Here is a 15,535-nt window from a genome sequence, read left to right as displayed (position 1 = left end):
CCGAGAGCAACAAGAAGGACACTCAGGTGACCGAAAACACCGAGAACACTGCCGCTGGCGGCGCGTCTGAGACCGCTGCCGGTTCGGCCAGCCAGTCCACTGAAGGCCAGGGCAACCGTGGCGGCCGTGGCGGCAACGACCGCGGCCGCGGCAACGCCGGCGGCAACGATCGCGGTGGCCGTGGCGGTCGCCGCGATGACCGTGGTGGCCGTGGCGGTCGCGACGACGACAAGGACAAGTTCCTGGAGCGCGTCGTGGCCATCAACCGTGTGTCCAAGGTCGTCAAGGGTGGTCGTCGGTTCTCCTTCACCGCCCTGGTGATCGTGGGCGACGGCGACGGCCTGGTGGGCGTCGGCTACGGCAAGGCCAAGGAAGTTCCGGCCGCCATCCAGAAGGGCGTGGAAGAGGCCAAGAAGTCCTTCTTCCGCGTTCCGCGCGTCGGCTCCACCATCCCGCACCTCGTGCAGGGTGAGGACGCCGCCGGTGTGGTTCTCCTGCGTCCGGCTTCCCCGGGTACCGGCGTGATCGCCGGTGGTCCGGTCCGCGCCGTGCTGGAGTGCGCAGGTATTCACGACGTGCTGTCGAAGTCGATGGGGTCCGCCAACGTGATCAACATCGTGCGTGGCACCGTGGATGCTCTCAAGCAGCTGGAGGAGCCCCAGTCCGTGGCTGCCCGTCGTGGCAAGACCCTGGACGAGGTCGCTCCTCACGCGATGCTCCGCACCATGGAGCAGGATCGCGCGAAGAAGAGCGAGAAGGCAGGTGCCGCCAATGGCTAATTTCAGCACGCGTAAGAACGTCGCCGTGAGCGATGCCACGCTGGAAATCACCCAGATCAAGTCCGCCATCGGCGGTAAGCAGAACCAGCGCGACACCCTGCGGTCCCTCGGGCTCAAGCGGATCGGCCACACGGTCAACCGCAAGGCCGATGAGGTCACCGTGGGCATGGTCAACACCGTGCCGCACCTGGTGAAGGTTGAGGAGGTCAACAATGGCTGATGAACGCTCAGTTGACAGCACTGTCGAAGGCTCGAACGCGATCAAGGTCCACGACCTGCGTCCGGCCCCCGGCTCCAAGAAGGCCAAGACCCGCGTGGGTCGTGGCGAGGCGTCCAAGGGCAAGACCGCTGGTCGCGGTACCAAGGGCACCAAGGCGCGCTACCAGGTGAAGGCCGGCTTCGAAGGCGGCCAGGTGCCGCTGCAGATGCGTCTGCCGAAGCTGCGTGGCTTCAAGAACCCGTTCAAGGTCGAGTTCCAGGTCGTGAACCTGGACAAGCTGTCGGAGCACTTCCCGGCCGGCGGCGACGTGACCGTGGACGATCTGATCGCCAAGGGCCTGGTCCGCAAGAACCAGCCGGTGAAGGTCCTCGGGACCGGCGAGATCACCGTGGCGGTGAACGTGAAGGCGAACGCCTTCTCGTCCTCCGCAGCGGAGAAGATCTCCGCAGCCGGTGGGTCCACCGAGACCCTCTGAACTGGAACTCTCTGAACTGGATGAGTCCGGTTCTGACCCGGTTCGGCGCGAGCTCAGCGTAGCCTCGCGTTAATCGAAAGTTGGCCCCCGGGCCGCCGTCCATGTGCGTTTTGCGTGGATGGCGGCACGGGGGCCTTCTTCTTTCCGTTAGACTCGGTCAGTGGTTCCGGCAACGGTTCTGCCGAAGGCAACCCTTCGCCAGTTCTTCTTTCCGCGTCCAACCACAGCACCATCCACCTCCAGGAGGACGCTTGTTCAGCGCGATTGCCCGGGTTTTCCGGACGCCCGACCTGAGGCGAAAGATCTGGTTCACCCTAGGGATCGTCGTCATCTACCGGCTCGGGGCGTTCGTTCCTGCCCCCGGTGTCGACTACGGGACCGTGCAGGTCTGCCTGGACCAGGGCAACACCACGGGCGGCCTGTATTCGTTCGTGAACATGTTCTCCGGCGGCGCGATGCTGCAGGTCTCCGTCTTCGCCCTCGGCATCATGCCGTACATCACGGCGGCCATCATCGTGCAGCTGCTGCGGGTGGTCATTCCCCGCTTCGAGGAACTGCAGAAGGAAGGCGCCCAGGGCCAGTCCAAGCTGACCCAGTACACGCGCTACCTCACCGTGGCCCTGGCACTGCTGAACGCCACCACGATCGTCTCGCTGGCACGCACCGGGGCGTTGCTCGGCTGCAACCTGCCGATCGTTCCGGATGACAGCCTCCCGGTGATCCTGCTGATGATCCTCACGCTGACCTCCGGCACCATCCTGATCATGTGGCTCGGCGAGCTCATCACCGAGCGGGGCGTCGGCAACGGCATGTCCCTGCTGATCTTCCTGTCCATCGCCGCCGGCTTCCCGGCCGGCCTGGGGCAGATCTGGTCCACGCAGGGCTGGCGGGTGTTCGGCATCGTGCTGATCGTGGGCCTGCTGACCATCATGGCCGTGGTGTTCGTGGAGGAGTCCCAGCGCCGCATCCCCGTGCAGTACGCCAAGCGCCAGATCGGCCGCCGCACCGTGGGTGGGACGTCCACGTACATCCCGATCAAGGTGAATATGGCCGGCGTGATCCCCGTGATCTTCGCGTCCTCGATCATGATGCTCCCGGGCATCCTCATCCAGTTCAACACCCCGCAGGACGGCACCACCCCGCCGCAGTGGGTCATCTTCCTCTCCGAGTACTTCGGCACCGGCTCGCATCCGGTCTACATGATCCTGTTCTTCCTGTTGACGATCGGCTTCACATACTTCTACGTGACGATCACGTTCAACCCGGTCGAGATCAGCGACAACATGAAGAAATACGGCGGCTTCATCCCCGGTGTCCGTGCTGGCCGCCCGACCGAGAAGTACCTCGAGTACGTCATCAGCAGGATCACCTTCCCGGGCGCGATGTACCTTGGTGTCCTGGCGATGATCCCGATGATCGCCTTCGTGCTGATCAACGCCGACCAGAACTTCCCGTTCGGCGGTATCTCGATCCTCATCATGGTTGGCGTTGCGCTCCAGACCATCAAGCAGATCAATGCGCAGATGGAACAGCACAACTACGAGGGCCTGCTGCGGTAGCGGTAAACCCCAGTCGTACTCCTGAAAACCAAATATTCACGCTGATCGACAGTAAGGAATACCTATGACCCGCATGCTGATGATGGGCCCTCCCGGGTCCGGCAAGGGCACCCAGGCTTCCCGTATTGCGGACAAGCTCGGCATCGTGGCCATTTCCACGGGCGACATCTTCCGGTACAACGTCAAGGAAATGACGGAGCTCGGCAAGGAAGCCAAGAAGTACATGGACAATGGCGACTTCGTCCCGGACGAGGTCACCAACCGCATGGTCGCCGACCGCATCCGCCAGTCCGACGCCGAACACGGCTTCCTGCTGGACGGTTACCCGCGTACTGCCGGTCAGGTGGAGGCCCTTGACGGCTTCCTGACGGAGGATGGGCAGGCCCTGACCGTCGTCATCGAGCTGACGGTTCCGGACGAGGAACTCGTCGCACGACTGCTGAACCGTGCGGAGACCGACGGGCGTGCTGACGACACCGCCGAGGTCATCCAGCACCGCCTGGACCTCTACCACGAGCAGACACAGGCCGTGATCGAGTCCTATGTGTCCCGCGGCATCGTGGCCCGCGTGGACGGCACCGGCCAGATCGACGACATCACCGAGCGCCTGCTCCAGGCCGTGTACTCCGTCCGTGAGCGCACCGGTAACCTCCCCGTGGTCCAGCCGATCGGCCAGGGCGACGCCGAGAACCCCGAGTAATTCAGTACCCGCGTAACGAAGGATCCGAGAAGCCGCTGTGATGAACCGCCGTCAGGTCGAACTGAAGTCCGTCCCGCAGATGCAGACCATGCATCGTGCCGGACTGGTCCTTCACCGCGCCCTGGATGCAGCCGTCGCGGCGGCTGTCCCGGGAACGACGACGGCCGCCGTCGACGCCGTGTTCGCTGCGGTTCTCGAGGAGGCCGGCGCCACGCCGAACTTCCTGGGGTACTACGGCTACCCGGCCACCATCTGCGCCTCGGTGAACGAGGAAGTGGTGCACGGGATCCCGGGGGAGCGGGTCCTCCAGGCCGGGGACGTGCTGAAGATCGACGGTGGGTGCATCATCGACGGCTGGCACTCCGACTCGGCCCGCACCGTGGTTCTCGGGTCTTCGGCAGCCGGCACGGCCGATCCCGAGGACGAGCGGTTGTCCGAGATCACTCGCCAGGCCCTGTGGCACGGCATCGCTGCGTTCGCCACGGCCAAGTACATCGGCGACATCGGCGACGCCATCGATGATTTCGTCTCCTCACAGCCAGGCGCCCCGCTGGGCATCCTGCAGGACTATGTGGGTCACGGCATCGGCACGGCCATGCATCAGGCGCCGGACGTGCTGAACTACCGGTCCCGACACCGTGGCCCCAAGGTCAAGCCGGGGCTGTGCCTGGCGATCGAGCCCATGCTCGTGCGCGGCGGCCTGGCCACGGACGTCCTCGCCGACGACTGGACCGTGGTCACCCGTGACGGGGCCCGCGCCAGCCAGTGGGAGCACTCGGTCGCGCGGCATCGCGGCGGCATCTGGGTGCTCTCCATGCCCGACGGCGGCGCGGCCGACCTCGCACCGCTCGGCGTGGTGCCCGTTCCCATCGGCGAGTAGGGCGCAAGCGTAGAACGCAGCCGTAGGGCTCATCTGAACCGCGCTCGTCACGCTTCGGTCCGACGATGAGGCGATACCCCTCTCCGAGGCGCTACCTCTTTCCCCGAGGCGCTACCTCTTCACCCAAGATGGGTCAACTCTGACGCGGGTGAATTTCACTTCTGTGCTCGAAACCAGTAGTATTGATTGCTGGTTGTCTCTGCGGTGCGCCGTGTCCTGGGGAGTTCCGTCGGAATTCCCGAGGTACCCCCGGATTGCGCCCTGGTGGACAGCCGGAAACATCCCCGCCTGGTTTCATCCGTCCAACGGACGTGGGGTATTCGAGTCGCCTGCGACGCGGATGCACCGCCCGCGCCGACGCCTGGAGTCTGGCACAACGTAAGTGGAGGACATGGCTAAGAAGGAAGGTGTCATCGAGGTCGAGGGCACGGTCAGTGAAGCATTGCCGAACGCAATGTTCCGCGTCCGTCTGCAGAACGAGCATGTTGTTCTGGCCACGATCTCGGGAAAGATGCGTCAGCACTACATCCGAATCCTCCCCGAGGACCGGGTCGTCGTGGAACTTAGCCCGTACGACCTCAACCGGGGCCGTATCGTGTACCGCTACAAGTAAACCCATCCACCACTAAACAGCAAGCGCTGGAGGAGGAACCATGAAGGTTCAGCCGAGCGTGAAGCGGATCTGTGACAAGTGCCAGGTGGTGCGCCGTAAGGGCCGCGTCCTGGTGATCTGCGAGAACCCACGCCACAAGCAGCGCCAGGGCTGACCTCGTCTTTCGACGGGGTTGTCCACGCGCAGCACCCATCAGGTCGGCCGGAGCACAACCGGATGACCAGGTCCATCCGGACCAAACAGCAGCACAGCCGGAATCCACGGATTCCTGCCTGAGTCCCTCCGGGGTCCAGCAGGGGACCGAGGCAGACGGCAACCCCTGGACGCAAGGGCCGGGGACCCGAACCGCGGCAACGCCGGTCGGCGGAATGAAACTCCGGAACTTCGCCGGAACCGTCACCAAGGTACCGCAGGGAAGAGATTCCCAGGCGAGGGGACGTGCTGGTGCAGACCTTTGCTTCAGAAGAACAAGGAGGACGGCCATATGGCACGTCTAGCAGGCGTCGACATCCCGCGCGAAAAGCGCGTCGTCATCGCTCTCACGTACATCTTCGGTGTGGGCCAGACCCGCTCCGAGCAGGCCATCGAGGCGACGGGCATCGACCCGAACACTCGCGTCAAGGACCTGGCAGACGAACAGCTGGTTGCACTGCGCGACTACATCGAGGCCAACTTCAAGGTGGAGGGTGACCTGCGCCGCGAGGTAGCAGCCGACATCCGACGCAAGGTCGAGATCGGCTCCTACCAGGGCATCCGCCACCGCCGCGGCATGCCCGTCCACGGCCAGCGCACGAAGACCAACGCCCGTACCCGCAAGGGCCCGAAGAAGACTGTCGCCGGCAAGAAGAAGTAGTCACCCGGAACGGGGCGGCCTCCGCGCCGCATTCCCGATTCACGGTTGCCTCCGGCTTCTCCCCAGCAAGACAGTCACTTCCGCACAACACCAGCTTTCGTAGGAGAGACATATGCCCCCCAAGACACGTGCTGCGGTCACCCGCAAGCCTCGTCGCAAGGACAAGAAGAACATCACCGTGGGCCAGGCCCACATCAAGAGCACCTTCAACAACACCATTGTGTCCATCACGGACACCACCGGTGCTGTCATCTCGTGGGCCTCGGCCGGCGATGTGGGATTCAAGGGCTCCCGCAAGTCCACCCCCTATGCCGCACAGATGGCTGCCGAGAAGGCGGCCAAGGCTGCTCAGGAGCACGGACTGCGCAAGGTTGACGTCTTCGTGAAGGGTCCCGGCTCCGGCCGCGAGACCGCGATCCGCTCGCTCCAGGCCGCAGGCCTCGAGGTCGGCTCCATCTCGGACGTCACCCCCTCTGCCCACAACGGTTGCCGCCCGGCCAAGCGCCGCCGCGTCTGACCTCGTACCGAGCGCACGCCCCTCGGCTGGTTCCGGTCCTTTCCGGCCAGCCGGGGCGTGCGTATCGGTGCACTCCCGCCCACCCCATTCGTTTCCACCCATCGTGTGCGTCATATGGCGGACGCTCGCCGAAAGGAAATGTCAGTGCTCATTGCACAGCGCCCCACGCTGACTGAAGAAGTCGTTGCCGACAACCGTTCCCGATTCATCATCGAACCGCTGGAACCGGGTTTCGGCTACACCCTCGGAAACTCCCTTCGCCGGACCCTGTTGTCCTCCATCCCGGGCGCTGCTGTTACCAGCATCCGCGTGGATGGGGTGCTGCACGAGTTCAGCACCGTCGCCGGAGTGAAGGAAGACGTCACCGAGGTCATCCTGAACATCAAGAAGCTCTCGGTCTCCTCCGAGCACGATGAGCCCGTGGTCGCCTACCTGCGCAAGCAGGGTCCCGGCGTCGTCACCGCTGCGGACATCACGTCCCCGGCCGGTGTCGAGGTCCACAACCCGGACCTGCACATTGCCACCCTGAACGGCAAGGGCAAGTTCGACATGGAGCTCATCGTCGAGCGTGGCCGCGGCTACGTCACGGCGGCCCAGAACAAGACCGGTGACGCGGAGATCGGCCGGATCCCGGTCGACTCCATCTACTCGCCGGTCCTGAAGGTCACCTTCAAGGTCGAGGCCACCCGCGTGGAGCAGCGCACCGACTTCGATCGCCTCATCCTCGACGTCGAGACCAAGGAGTCCATGCTTCCGCGTGACGCCGTGGCCTCTTCCGGCACTACCTTGGTGGAGCTCTTCGGCCTGGCCCGTGAGCTGAACCTGGAAGCCGAAGGCATCGAGATCGGCCCGAGTCCGACGGACACCACGGTGGCCGCCGATATGGCCCTGCCGATCGAGGACCTGGAAATGACCGTGCGCTCCTACAACTGCCTGAAGCGCGAGGGCATCCACACCGTTGGCGAGCTCGTTGCTCGCTCCGAGGCCGATCTCATGGACATCCGGAACTTCGGTGCCAAGTCCATCGACGAGGTCAAGGAAAAGCTGACCGAACTGGGTCTGTCCCTGAAGGACTCCCCGGCTGGCTATGACCCCTCGCTGCACTCCCAGGAGTCCGAGGAGTCCTACGGCGAGTACTGAGCCGTGAACCGGGATCGGGCTTCGGCCGGGTCTTGAGTCACTCTCTTCACTCGCTGTACCACCACCAATAGTGTCCTGATGGCCGGCAGCCGTCAGGGTCCATCTGAGGAGAAACACCAATGCCTACCCCCACTAAGGGACCGCGCCTGGGCGGCGGCCCTGCCCACGAGCGGCTCATGCTGGCCAACCTGTCGGCCAACCTGTTCGAGCACAAGAAGATCACCACGACGGTGACCAAGGCCAAGCGCCTGCGTCCCTTCGCCGAGCGTCTGATCACCTTCGCCAAGAAGGGTGATCTGGCTTCGCGTCGCAAGGTCCAGGGCATCATCTCGGCCAAGAACCGTACCAACAAGACCATCGTGCACGAGCTGTTCACGGTGATCGGCCCGGCCATGGCCGAGCGCGAGGGTGGCTACACCCGGATCACCAAGATCGGCAACCGTCATGGCGACAACGCCCCGATGGCAGTCATCGAGCTCGTCATGGAGCCGGTGTCCCCGAAGCAGGCCGTGGTCAAGGAGGCCGAGAAGGCTGCTGAGACCGCCGCTCCGGTTGAGGCCCCCGTGGCCGAGGCTGCCGACGCTCCGGCCGCCGAGGCTACTGAAGCTCCGGCTGCTGAGGCTCCGGCTGCTGAAGCCGAAGCCGCTGAGGCTCCTGCCGCAGAGGAGAAGACCGAAGAGAAGTGATCTTCTCGGTCTGAACCGGCTGTCTGCAGAGTCTTCTCCAGACACCATCTGGACGACCCGTTCCGACGCACATCACGTGCGGAGGGGGCGGGTCGTTGGGTTTAACGGTCGCGTCGTTGGAGCGTGGGCTGCCCATCGGGCTCTGCGGTGGGGGCACGGCCCGCTCTAGGCAGGCATGACTGGTTATGGCGGGTCAGAAGAAGTCAGAGGAGCCCGGACGTCAGCAGGAAGATGGCGCCCCCGTGCGCCACGGTCGCCCCGAGGACTCCGTGGCGCATCGCGATGACGGCACAGACGAGTCCCTCGAACAGGGTGAAGGCGATCAGCGGCCAACCCACGCCGGTGAGGTTGTAGGCGAGGAACAGGTGCCCGGCGGCAAAGATCAGGGCTGAGAGCAGTGCTGCGCGCCAGCGTCCCGACCGTCCTGGCAGATTGTCCTCCAGGTGGGCTTGGAGGAAGCCGCGGAACAGGACCTCCTCCACCAGGTTCCCGCACAGGGCGAAGGCAGCCAGCAGGACCACCACGCCGGCGGCCACCGTCCCGCCGCGCTCCTCAACCGGAATCAAGGGACGGGCCAAGGGGGTGCCGTCCAGGATGGGGAACCACTCGACCAAGGTGCCGTGAAGGTACAGGAAGGGCAGCGCGATCACCACGACGCCCGCCAGGCCCACGAGTGCTGAGGTCCACCATCGTGGCCCCGTCCACAGCACGATCCACCGCAGGTCCCGGCACGCGAAGACGATCGCTGCTGCGAGTGCCAGCGAGGCCACGGTCATCACCAGGAGGGCGACGGGATCGTCAGTGAAGCGCAACCACAGGACGGGCAGCTCGAACGAGTCGGCTGACGTCGAGGTGCCGGACGGACCTGCCGTGCCGAACGTCCACAGTCCGTGGGGACTCATAGCATCGCGGACGAAGATGAACCCGAGGACCAGCATGAGGATTCGCGCCCCGTGCGCCTGCCGCGGCAACAGGGCCACGATGATGCCGACCAGCACCACTCCGGGCAGCACGGTCAACAGATAGGCCACCCACGGCGCAAGGTTCTCCATTCTGTCCATTCTGGCCCGGGATTTAGAATGGTCCCCATGCCCACGCCGTCTGATCCCGCCCTTGTCCGTGTCCGGATGGACCTGGCCTATGACGGCACCGACTACAAGGGGTGGGCCACCCAACCGGGGCTGCCGACCGTCCAGGGTGCCCTCGAGGACGGGCTGGCCACGATCATCCGCCGCCCCGTTCGCACCGTGGTCGCCGGTCGCACCGATGCCGGGGTGCACGCCCGTGGTCAGGTGGTGCACTTTGACCTGACCGAGGCCGAATGGAATGCGGTGACGCGGGATCCGGACGAGGCCGGGCCGGCGTCGACCCTGGTGCGGCGTCTCAGCGGCGCTCTGAGCCGCGAACGGGGTGCACTGGTGGTGACTGGAGCTTCCTTGGCACCCGAGGGGTTTGATGCGCGGTTCTCGGCGTTGTGGCGCTCGTACCGGTACGCCATCAGCGACTCCGCTGAGACGCGAGACCCGCTGAACCGTCGATCCACGTACTGGCACCGGGAATCGTTGGACGCCGAACTGATGGACGCCGAAGCGAAGGCCGTGCTCGGTCTCCACGACTTCTTGACCTTCTGCAAGCCACGGGAGGGCGCCACGACCATCCGTGAACTGCAGGACTTCGGTTTCACCCGCGACGGGAAAACCGGACTGATCACCGCGCAACTGCAGGCCGACGCGTTCTGTCACAACATGGTCCGTGCCCTCGTGGCGGCCGTCGTTCAGGTGGGGGAGGGGCGCCATCCTGCCGGCTGGGTCAGCGAACGGCTGGAGGCCATGGTCCGTGACTCGCAGACGCGGCTCGCACCGCCGCACGCCCTGGTACTGGAGCACGTCGAATACCCAGACGTCGGCTCCGATCCCCGTGCTTTGGCCTCCCGCGCCGCTGGGACACGGGCGCGTCGGACCGTTGTGTAACTGCTGGCCGAGATCCATGGGTCTATCTCCGCCAGAATCGATTGCGCTGTGGTTGTCGACGTGGATCCAGATAAGGGGCCGGTATGAACCAGGGCCGGCCGGAGTCCATGTCGATGTCCCACGCGCCGGCGTGGACGGCGTGATGATGGTGGTTGCAGAGTAGGACCCCGTTGTCGACGGAGGTGGGTCCGCCGTGTTCCCAGTGTTCGACATGGTGCACGTCGCACCATGGCGCCGGGATCCAGCAACCGGGTGCGGCGCACCCTCCATCGCGGGCAGCGACCGCCTGCCGGAGCCGGGCGGGGAAGAGGCGCTGCGCTCGGCCGACGTCGAGGACCTCGCCGCTCGATCCGAGCACCACCGGGAGGATGTCCGCATCACAGGCCATGGCCCGGATCCTGGTGGGATGCATCGGACCGGTGAAGGTTGCTGAGGACTCGAACTGAAGGAGGTCTTCAGCGGTGACCGTGCCGGCCTTCTGCAGATCGCCCAGCAATGTGTGGAAGTCGATCAGGACCGAGACCTGGGGGCGGGTGCCACCCGTCGAGGGGAGCTGATCCGACTCGACCATGGCCAGGCCGCCGGCGATGCACGCCATCAGCCCGTCGAGTTGTTTCTGCTGGGTTGATCGCGGATCGACGGCAGCGACCGCCGTCAAGGAGCCGTCCTCCTCGGACTGGACCTCCGCCGTCAACAGCTGATCCATGCCCTCACCCCCAGGGACGCCACCTTCCGCACCCTCCATCGACTGGCCGCGGTAGGACGCACGGGGATTGGTGGCGGCGTTCGCCACCGTCAGCAGGTACTCGTTCTGCTCATCGTTGACCGCGAGCAGCCACTGGTGCAGTCCATTGCGTACCCCCTTGCGGATCAGGCCCTGCAACTGGGGCAGTGTGGCGTCGTTCGGCTCGGCGCCGTCGGGATCCAGGGCCGCTTCGGCCCACTTCAGCCAATGGGCCGCGACTTTGCGAAGCGTGCCCGGATCCACGGCCTCGGCCTGCGCCACCAGGCGTTCCTCGCCGTCATCCAGGAGGTCGGAGACGCCCTGTGGATCGGCCTCCACGCGTCGGGCCATCTGCCGGACGTTGTCTAAGGCCGTGGTGATGATGTCCACGGCGGCACGGTCCAATTTCCCTTCGTGGACGACGGCGGACAGCCGGGGGAGGGCAGGAGGCAGGGACTCACCGGTCAGCGTGCGGGTCGGCCGCAGGGTGGCCGCCCAACGCGTCCGGCGCCGGGCTTCGGTACCGTCGATCCGCAGGGCGATCTTGAGGTAATCGGTTGCATCTCGGAAGGCGGTCTTCCCCTGAGGGAGTCCGAGAAGGCGACGGCGTTCTGGTGGATTGTCGAAGGCCTCCACCGTGTGGCCCGTCAAAGTCATCTGGGCCGTCGCAACGGATCGCCCGACGGTCTCCAGGACCTGGTGCAGCACCGGGAGGGTGACAGCGGCAGGATGAGTGGAGGCTTCCCCCTTCAGGACAGGGGTCGGGTCAGGGACAGAGGCACCTGCCGGCCCCGGTGCCGCGTCCGACTCGTCGGGAAGGGAAGGCAGCATGGCTCCCCAGTCCCGACCGCCGCTGTCGTCGGGGACGGTCATGGCGGTGAACTCGCGCAAGGCCTCGGGGCCGGACAGGCGATGCACGACGGCTCGGGTGGCCTCCTGCAACAATGCCGTCAGGTGACCGAGCGGGAGCTCGTCCAGAGAAGGGAGTGGGGCGGTCCTTGAGCCGTGGTTGTCCACATCTTGGTGCTCATTCCTGTGTTCGTTCTTTTGTTCGTCCTGGCGCTCAAGTCCGTCTTGGTACTCGTGTTCGTCAGTCATGCCGCCCTCCTTTCCCTACTTGATTTCCCCTGAGTCTTGCTTTCCCCTACGCGCTTTCCCGTACCTGTTCCCCGCCGCCGGTGGAGGTGGCTTCTGCTGATTCTCTGCCCCGCAACATGGGAACATGTGTTCGAATGAGTCCATTCGATCACACCCTGCGGACGCCGAAAAGGGCTTCTGAGAATCTGTGGATGACAGGCCGCGATCGGCCATCTGTGGAGTAGCCCGCCACACTTCTTTCCCTGATTCCCCCTGATTCCCCCCGATCGATTTCCCCTGATTTCCAGCTGCTTTGCCCCTACTGCGCGGACACGGTAGTATTGACCTTCGTTGTGCGTGTCCTTTCCCGGATTCGCTGTACCCTCGGGTGGCCTGGTTGCATGGTCGCGATAGCCCAGGGCGCCGCCGGGAAGCTTTCGGACCCGGCCTCACTCCAGTCCTCACCTGGCGTACCGGCTGCGCACCGATGAACTCAGTGACTGGCCCACGGACTCACCGCCGCGGGCCGGGAATCTGTAACCGACACCGAACACGAAGGCAAACAACGTGCGTACGTACACCCCGAAGCCCGGCGATGCCGACCGCCAGTGGCACGTCATTGACGCCACTGATGTCGTGCTGGGTCGTCTTGCCAGCCAGACCGCAACACTGCTGCGCGGAAAGCACAAGCCGACCTTCGCCCCCCACATGGACATGGGCGATTTCGTCATCATCATCAACGCCGAGAAGGTGGCCCTGACCGGCGCCAAGCTCGAGAAGAAGCGCGCCTACCGCCACTCCGGTTTCCCGGGTGGTCTCTCCTCTGTCTCCTACGCGGAGCTGCTGGAGAAGAACCCGGTGCGCGCCGTGGAGAAGGCCGTCCGCGGCATGCTCCCGAAGAACTCCCTCGCCGCTGAGCAGCTGCACAAGCTCAAGGTGTACCGCGGTGCCGAGCACCCCCACACCGCCCAGCAGCCCAAGACGTACGAAATCGGCCAGGTCGCCCAGTAACGGGTCAGCACCACCACAATCTTTCAAGGAGAACCATGACTCTCAACGAGAATGAGTCCACCGAGGAAGTGGAGCTGACCAGCTACACCTCCGAGTCCACCAATGCCCCCGAGACCGTTGCTGTCGCTGAGCGCCCCGCGCTGACCGTCGGCGGCGGCGCCGTGGGTCGACGCAAGCAGGCCATCGCCCGCGTGCGCCTGGTCCCGGGCTCCGGCGCCTGGACCATCAACGGCCGCAGCCTCGAGAACTACTTCCCGAACAAGCTGCACCAGCAGGAAGTCAATGATCCGTTCAAGCTCCTCGAGCTCGAGGGTGCCTACGACGTCATCGTGCGCATCACCGGTGGCGGCCCCTCCGGTCAGTCCGGTGCCGTGCGCCTCGGTGTCGCCCGCGCCCTGAACGAGATCGACCGCGAGAACAACCGCGCCGCTCTCAAGAAGGCCGGCTTCCTGACCCGTGACGCTCGCGTCGTCGAGCGCAAGAAGGCCGGCCTCAAGAAGGCCCGCAAGGCCTCGCAGTTCTCGAAGCGCTGATCTTCACACTGCCCCTGGTGGGCGGGACCGCTGCGGCGGTCTCGCCCGGCATGCAGTAGCGCAGGAGCAATCCCGCGCACGACGCCGGCCGGTCACCCGGCGTGCGTCGGCCCACGGAACCCCGTGGTCCCGTTCCCTTCGTGGAACCGGGACCACGGGGTTTTGTCTTGCCCATGAGGCGCCCGCCGCTGAGGAATGGCCTGCAGTCAGCATGGCGCCCGCTGGCCGCAGGAGGCCCGCAGTCGGCGAGACCCCTGCCGCCGGCGGCCTACTGCCCGTGCTTCAGGGCGGCCCACGTCTCGGCACCGGCCACCCCGTCCACGGCCAGCCCGCGGGCCTTCTGGTAGGCGGACACGGCGGCCTCAGTCTGGTCCCCGAAGTGGCCATCGGTAGCCAGGTCGACGCCGCTGGAGGCCTTCAGGCCCCGCTGCAGGTACTCGACCTCGGTGCCGCTGTCCCCGGAACTCACCGTCGAGCCGGCGGCGTGGTGCGTCGCGAGGGCGCCCCAGGTACGAGGACCGGCGATGCCGTCCACTCCGGTGCCGAGCGAGGACTGGTACGCGCGCAGGGCCTTCTCGGTCGCGGGGCCGAACACGCCGTCGGCCGCGCCGGGATCATGGCCGATGGCAGCGAGGGTGACCTGGACCCGGCGCACGGCATCGCCTTCGTCACCGAGACGCACGGTGGGGTAGTCGCCGGAGGGACCCGAGCCGCCGTCGACCCCGTTGGCCAGCGCCGAGGCCACCTCGTCACGCAGGGCGGAGAGTTTGCCGTAGAAGGCGTCCCCGCAGCACAGGGTCTGGGCGCCGGGCACGTCCCGGTGGGCGATGATCCGGTCCACGCCGATCCCGTACCGCTGGCAGATGAAGGCGCTGAGGTGCACGAGGGAACTCCACTGCGCGTCCGTGGGGACGTCGTTGGTGTACATCCCGTCGACCTCGATGCCCACCGACTGGTCATTGAAGCCGTAGGCATGTGCGCCCTCGATGAAGCGGTTCCCGTCCACCACGGCGTCCAGCGAGCCGTGCCGGCCCTCGAGCATCTGGCCGCCGCGTGCGATGGTGAACTGCTGCCCCGTGTCCGCCCAGCCGTTGGTCATGTGGTTCCGCTGGATCAGCCGGGCCACCTCTTTGGCGGCGGCATCGGAGAAGTCGTCCGAGTTCACGTGGGTGGTGTGGTGGATGACCAGGTGCGTCGGCCGGCGCGTGAGGGTCGGGAGCGACCCTTTGGCGGCTGAGGCACCCCAGTCGCTCGTGGAGATGACGTCCGGCCGGCTCACGGTGGCGGCGAACGCCGGGGTGGTGGAGGCGGAGACGGCGGTCCCGAACGCGATGACACCGCCTAGGGCGGCGGTGCCCTGCAGCAGGCTGCGGCGGGACAAGCGGGCTGGTCGGTCCGGTCGGGAGGACACGGGCGCTGATGCGGCTGCGGTTGCAGCTGTGGGTGCGGGGGCGAACGCCGGTGCAGGCGCGGGGGCGGGTGCGGTGATGTGGTCTGTCACGTCAGGCTCCATTCAGAACGGCTCGCCATCTCGCGGGGGACTGCCGGGGAAGCACACGAGGGACGGACTGCTGGTGGTGGTCGACTTGAGACGGTGCCCCCACCGTACGCACGTGACGTGCGTCAATGCCGGTAGAAACGCCGGGGAACCAACGACGCCGGCCCGGTCCCGCCGGTCATCGGCTCGGCACGTTGCCTGCTCTGACCAGCCCTGCCCGCACGTGCACCCATGACGGCGGAGTCCACCGATGTCACCTCCCGGGCGACTCCATACGACAATGGACAGATTGGCCACCAC

18 protein-coding genes are annotated in these 15,535 nt (G+C 65.9%); 15 read left to right on the top strand and 3 right to left on the bottom strand.

The window, feature by feature from the left end; translation table 11 throughout:
- Nucleotides 1-26 precede the first annotated feature (26 nt).
- The 12 genes from rpsE (at nt 27) to rplQ (ending at nt 8,422) form a co-directional block, all read left to right on the top strand.
- Nucleotides 27-779, top strand: coding sequence for a 30S ribosomal protein S5 (rpsE, locus tag ACFFIO_RS02850; protein ID WP_378040101.1), 753 nt, complete (start codon nt 27-29; stop codon nt 777-779).
- Nucleotides 772-999: a 50S ribosomal protein L30 gene (gene rpmD, locus ACFFIO_RS02845; RefSeq protein ID WP_115931879.1), complete on the top strand. Its 228-nt coding sequence runs from the start codon at nt 772-774 to the stop codon at nt 997-999. Before rpsE ends, rpmD begins: the two co-directional genes overlap by 8 nt.
- Complete coding sequence (rplO, locus tag ACFFIO_RS02840) at nt 992-1,474, top strand: 50S ribosomal protein L15 (protein WP_378040100.1); 483 nt, start codon at nt 992-994, stop codon at nt 1,472-1,474. Before rpmD ends, rplO begins: the two co-directional genes overlap by 8 nt.
- Nucleotides 1,475-1,725: 251 nt before the next feature.
- The gene (secY, locus tag ACFFIO_RS02835; RefSeq protein WP_378040099.1) at nt 1,726-3,033 is read left to right on the top strand and encodes a preprotein translocase subunit SecY; all 1,308 of its coding nucleotides are present in this window, start codon (nt 1,726-1,728) and stop codon (nt 3,031-3,033) included.
- Between the two features lie 64 nt (nt 3,034-3,097).
- Nucleotides 3,098-3,733 carry an adenylate kinase gene (locus ACFFIO_RS02830; protein WP_159552312.1) on the top strand — a complete coding sequence of 212 codons (636 nt, stop codon included), beginning with the start codon at nt 3,098-3,100 and terminating at the stop codon, nt 3,731-3,733.
- 40 nt (nt 3,734-3,773) lie between these two features.
- Complete coding sequence (gene map, locus ACFFIO_RS02825; protein ID WP_378040098.1) at nt 3,774-4,613, top strand: type I methionyl aminopeptidase; 840 nt, start codon at nt 3,774-3,776, stop codon at nt 4,611-4,613.
- Nucleotides 4,614-5,004: 391 nt separating this feature from the next.
- Complete coding sequence (gene infA / locus ACFFIO_RS02820; protein WP_010080397.1) at nt 5,005-5,226, top strand: translation initiation factor IF-1; 222 nt, start codon at nt 5,005-5,007, stop codon at nt 5,224-5,226.
- A gap of 40 nt (nt 5,227-5,266) precedes the next feature.
- Entirely contained in the window at nt 5,267-5,380 is a 114-nt protein-coding gene (gene rpmJ / locus ACFFIO_RS02815; RefSeq protein ID WP_010145295.1) for a 50S ribosomal protein L36, read from the top strand.
- A 330-nt stretch (nt 5,381-5,710) separates the two neighbouring features.
- Entirely contained in the window at nt 5,711-6,079 is a 369-nt protein-coding gene (gene rpsM / locus ACFFIO_RS02810) for a 30S ribosomal protein S13 (RefSeq protein WP_115931873.1), read from the top strand.
- A 112-nt stretch (nt 6,080-6,191) separates the two neighbouring features.
- Nucleotides 6,192-6,596 (top strand): 30S ribosomal protein S11, encoded by a 405-nt coding sequence (gene rpsK, locus ACFFIO_RS02805; protein ID WP_115931872.1) that lies wholly within the window; start codon nt 6,192-6,194, stop codon nt 6,594-6,596.
- 144 nt (nt 6,597-6,740) lie between these two features.
- Nucleotides 6,741-7,736, top strand: coding sequence for a DNA-directed RNA polymerase subunit alpha (locus ACFFIO_RS02800; protein WP_378040097.1), 996 nt, complete (start codon nt 6,741-6,743; stop codon nt 7,734-7,736).
- Nucleotides 7,737-7,855: 119 nt separating this feature from the next.
- On the top strand, nt 7,856-8,422 hold the full coding sequence (gene rplQ / locus ACFFIO_RS02795; protein ID WP_378040096.1) for a 50S ribosomal protein L17: 567 nt from the start codon (nt 7,856-7,858) through the stop codon (nt 8,420-8,422).
- A 203-nt stretch (nt 8,423-8,625) separates the two neighbouring features.
- Here the strand turns inward: rplQ and ACFFIO_RS02790 are convergent, their stop codons facing one another.
- The gene (locus tag ACFFIO_RS02790; protein WP_378040095.1) at nt 8,626-9,474 is read right to left on the bottom strand and encodes a CPBP family glutamic-type intramembrane protease; all 849 of its coding nucleotides are present in this window, start codon (nt 9,472-9,474) and stop codon (nt 8,626-8,628) included.
- 27 nt (nt 9,475-9,501) lie between these two features.
- On the opposite strand from ACFFIO_RS02790, the gene truA reads away from it, so the two are divergent.
- The gene (gene truA / locus ACFFIO_RS02785) at nt 9,502-10,392 is read left to right on the top strand and encodes a tRNA pseudouridine(38-40) synthase TruA (RefSeq protein WP_378040094.1); all 891 of its coding nucleotides are present in this window, start codon (nt 9,502-9,504) and stop codon (nt 10,390-10,392) included.
- Nucleotides 10,393-10,414: 22 nt separating this feature from the next.
- On the opposite strand, the gene ACFFIO_RS02780 is transcribed toward truA, so the two are convergent.
- Complete coding sequence (locus ACFFIO_RS02780; RefSeq protein WP_378040093.1) at nt 10,415-12,214, bottom strand: HNH endonuclease signature motif containing protein; 1,800 nt, start codon at nt 12,212-12,214, stop codon at nt 10,415-10,417.
- Between the two features lie 546 nt (nt 12,215-12,760).
- On the opposite strand from ACFFIO_RS02780, the gene rplM reads away from it, so the two are divergent.
- Both rplM and rpsI read left to right on the top strand, forming a co-directional pair.
- Complete coding sequence (rplM, locus tag ACFFIO_RS02775) at nt 12,761-13,204, top strand: 50S ribosomal protein L13 (RefSeq protein ID WP_115931866.1); 444 nt, start codon at nt 12,761-12,763, stop codon at nt 13,202-13,204.
- A 35-nt stretch (nt 13,205-13,239) separates the two neighbouring features.
- Entirely contained in the window at nt 13,240-13,737 is a 498-nt protein-coding gene (rpsI, locus tag ACFFIO_RS02770) for a 30S ribosomal protein S9 (protein WP_188806067.1), read from the top strand.
- Between the two features lie 268 nt (nt 13,738-14,005).
- Here the strand turns inward: rpsI and ACFFIO_RS02765 are convergent, their stop codons facing one another.
- Nucleotides 14,006-15,238 carry a peptidoglycan recognition protein family protein gene (locus ACFFIO_RS02765; protein ID WP_378040092.1) on the bottom strand — a complete coding sequence of 411 codons (1,233 nt, stop codon included), beginning with the start codon at nt 15,236-15,238 and terminating at the stop codon, nt 14,006-14,008.
- Between the last annotated feature and the right edge of the window lie 297 nt (nt 15,239-15,535).

Origin of the sequence: Citricoccus parietis (assembly GCF_042433045.1) — a bacterium.
Lineage (GTDB): Bacteria > Actinomycetota > Actinomycetes > Actinomycetales > Micrococcaceae > Citricoccus > Citricoccus parietis.
This window is presented reverse-complemented; position numbering and strand designations above follow the sequence as displayed.

Excerpts from the sequence above, each read along its gene's own strand:
- rpmD (WP_115931879.1), top strand. The coding sequence starts at position 772 with ATGGCTAATTTCAGCACGCGTAAGAACGTCGCCGTGAGCGATGCCACG.
- rplO (WP_378040100.1), top strand. The coding sequence starts at position 992 with ATGGCTGATGAACGCTCAGTTGACAGCACTGTCGAAGGCTCGAACGCG.
- ACFFIO_RS02830 (WP_159552312.1), top strand. The coding sequence starts at position 3,098 with ATGACCCGCATGCTGATGATGGGCCCTCCCGGGTCCGGCAAGGGCACC.
- map (WP_378040098.1), top strand. The coding sequence starts at position 3,774 with ATGAACCGCCGTCAGGTCGAACTGAAGTCCGTCCCGCAGATGCAGACC.
- infA (WP_010080397.1), top strand. The coding sequence starts at position 5,005 with ATGGCTAAGAAGGAAGGTGTCATCGAGGTCGAGGGCACGGTCAGTGAA.
- rpmJ (WP_010145295.1), top strand. The coding sequence starts at position 5,267 with ATGAAGGTTCAGCCGAGCGTGAAGCGGATCTGTGACAAGTGCCAGGTG.
- rpsM (WP_115931873.1), top strand. The coding sequence starts at position 5,711 with ATGGCACGTCTAGCAGGCGTCGACATCCCGCGCGAAAAGCGCGTCGTC.
- rpsK (WP_115931872.1), top strand. The coding sequence starts at position 6,192 with ATGCCCCCCAAGACACGTGCTGCGGTCACCCGCAAGCCTCGTCGCAAG.
- rplQ (WP_378040096.1), top strand. The coding sequence starts at position 7,856 with ATGCCTACCCCCACTAAGGGACCGCGCCTGGGCGGCGGCCCTGCCCAC.
- ACFFIO_RS02790 (WP_378040095.1), bottom strand. The coding sequence starts at position 9,474 with ATGGAGAACCTTGCGCCGTGGGTGGCCTATCTGTTGACCGTGCTGCCC.
- truA (WP_378040094.1), top strand. The coding sequence starts at position 9,502 with ATGGTCCCCATGCCCACGCCGTCTGATCCCGCCCTTGTCCGTGTCCGG.
- ACFFIO_RS02780 (WP_378040093.1), bottom strand. The coding sequence starts at position 12,214 with ATGACTGACGAACACGAGTACCAAGACGGACTTGAGCGCCAGGACGAA.
- rpsI (WP_188806067.1), top strand. The coding sequence starts at position 13,240 with ATGACTCTCAACGAGAATGAGTCCACCGAGGAAGTGGAGCTGACCAGC.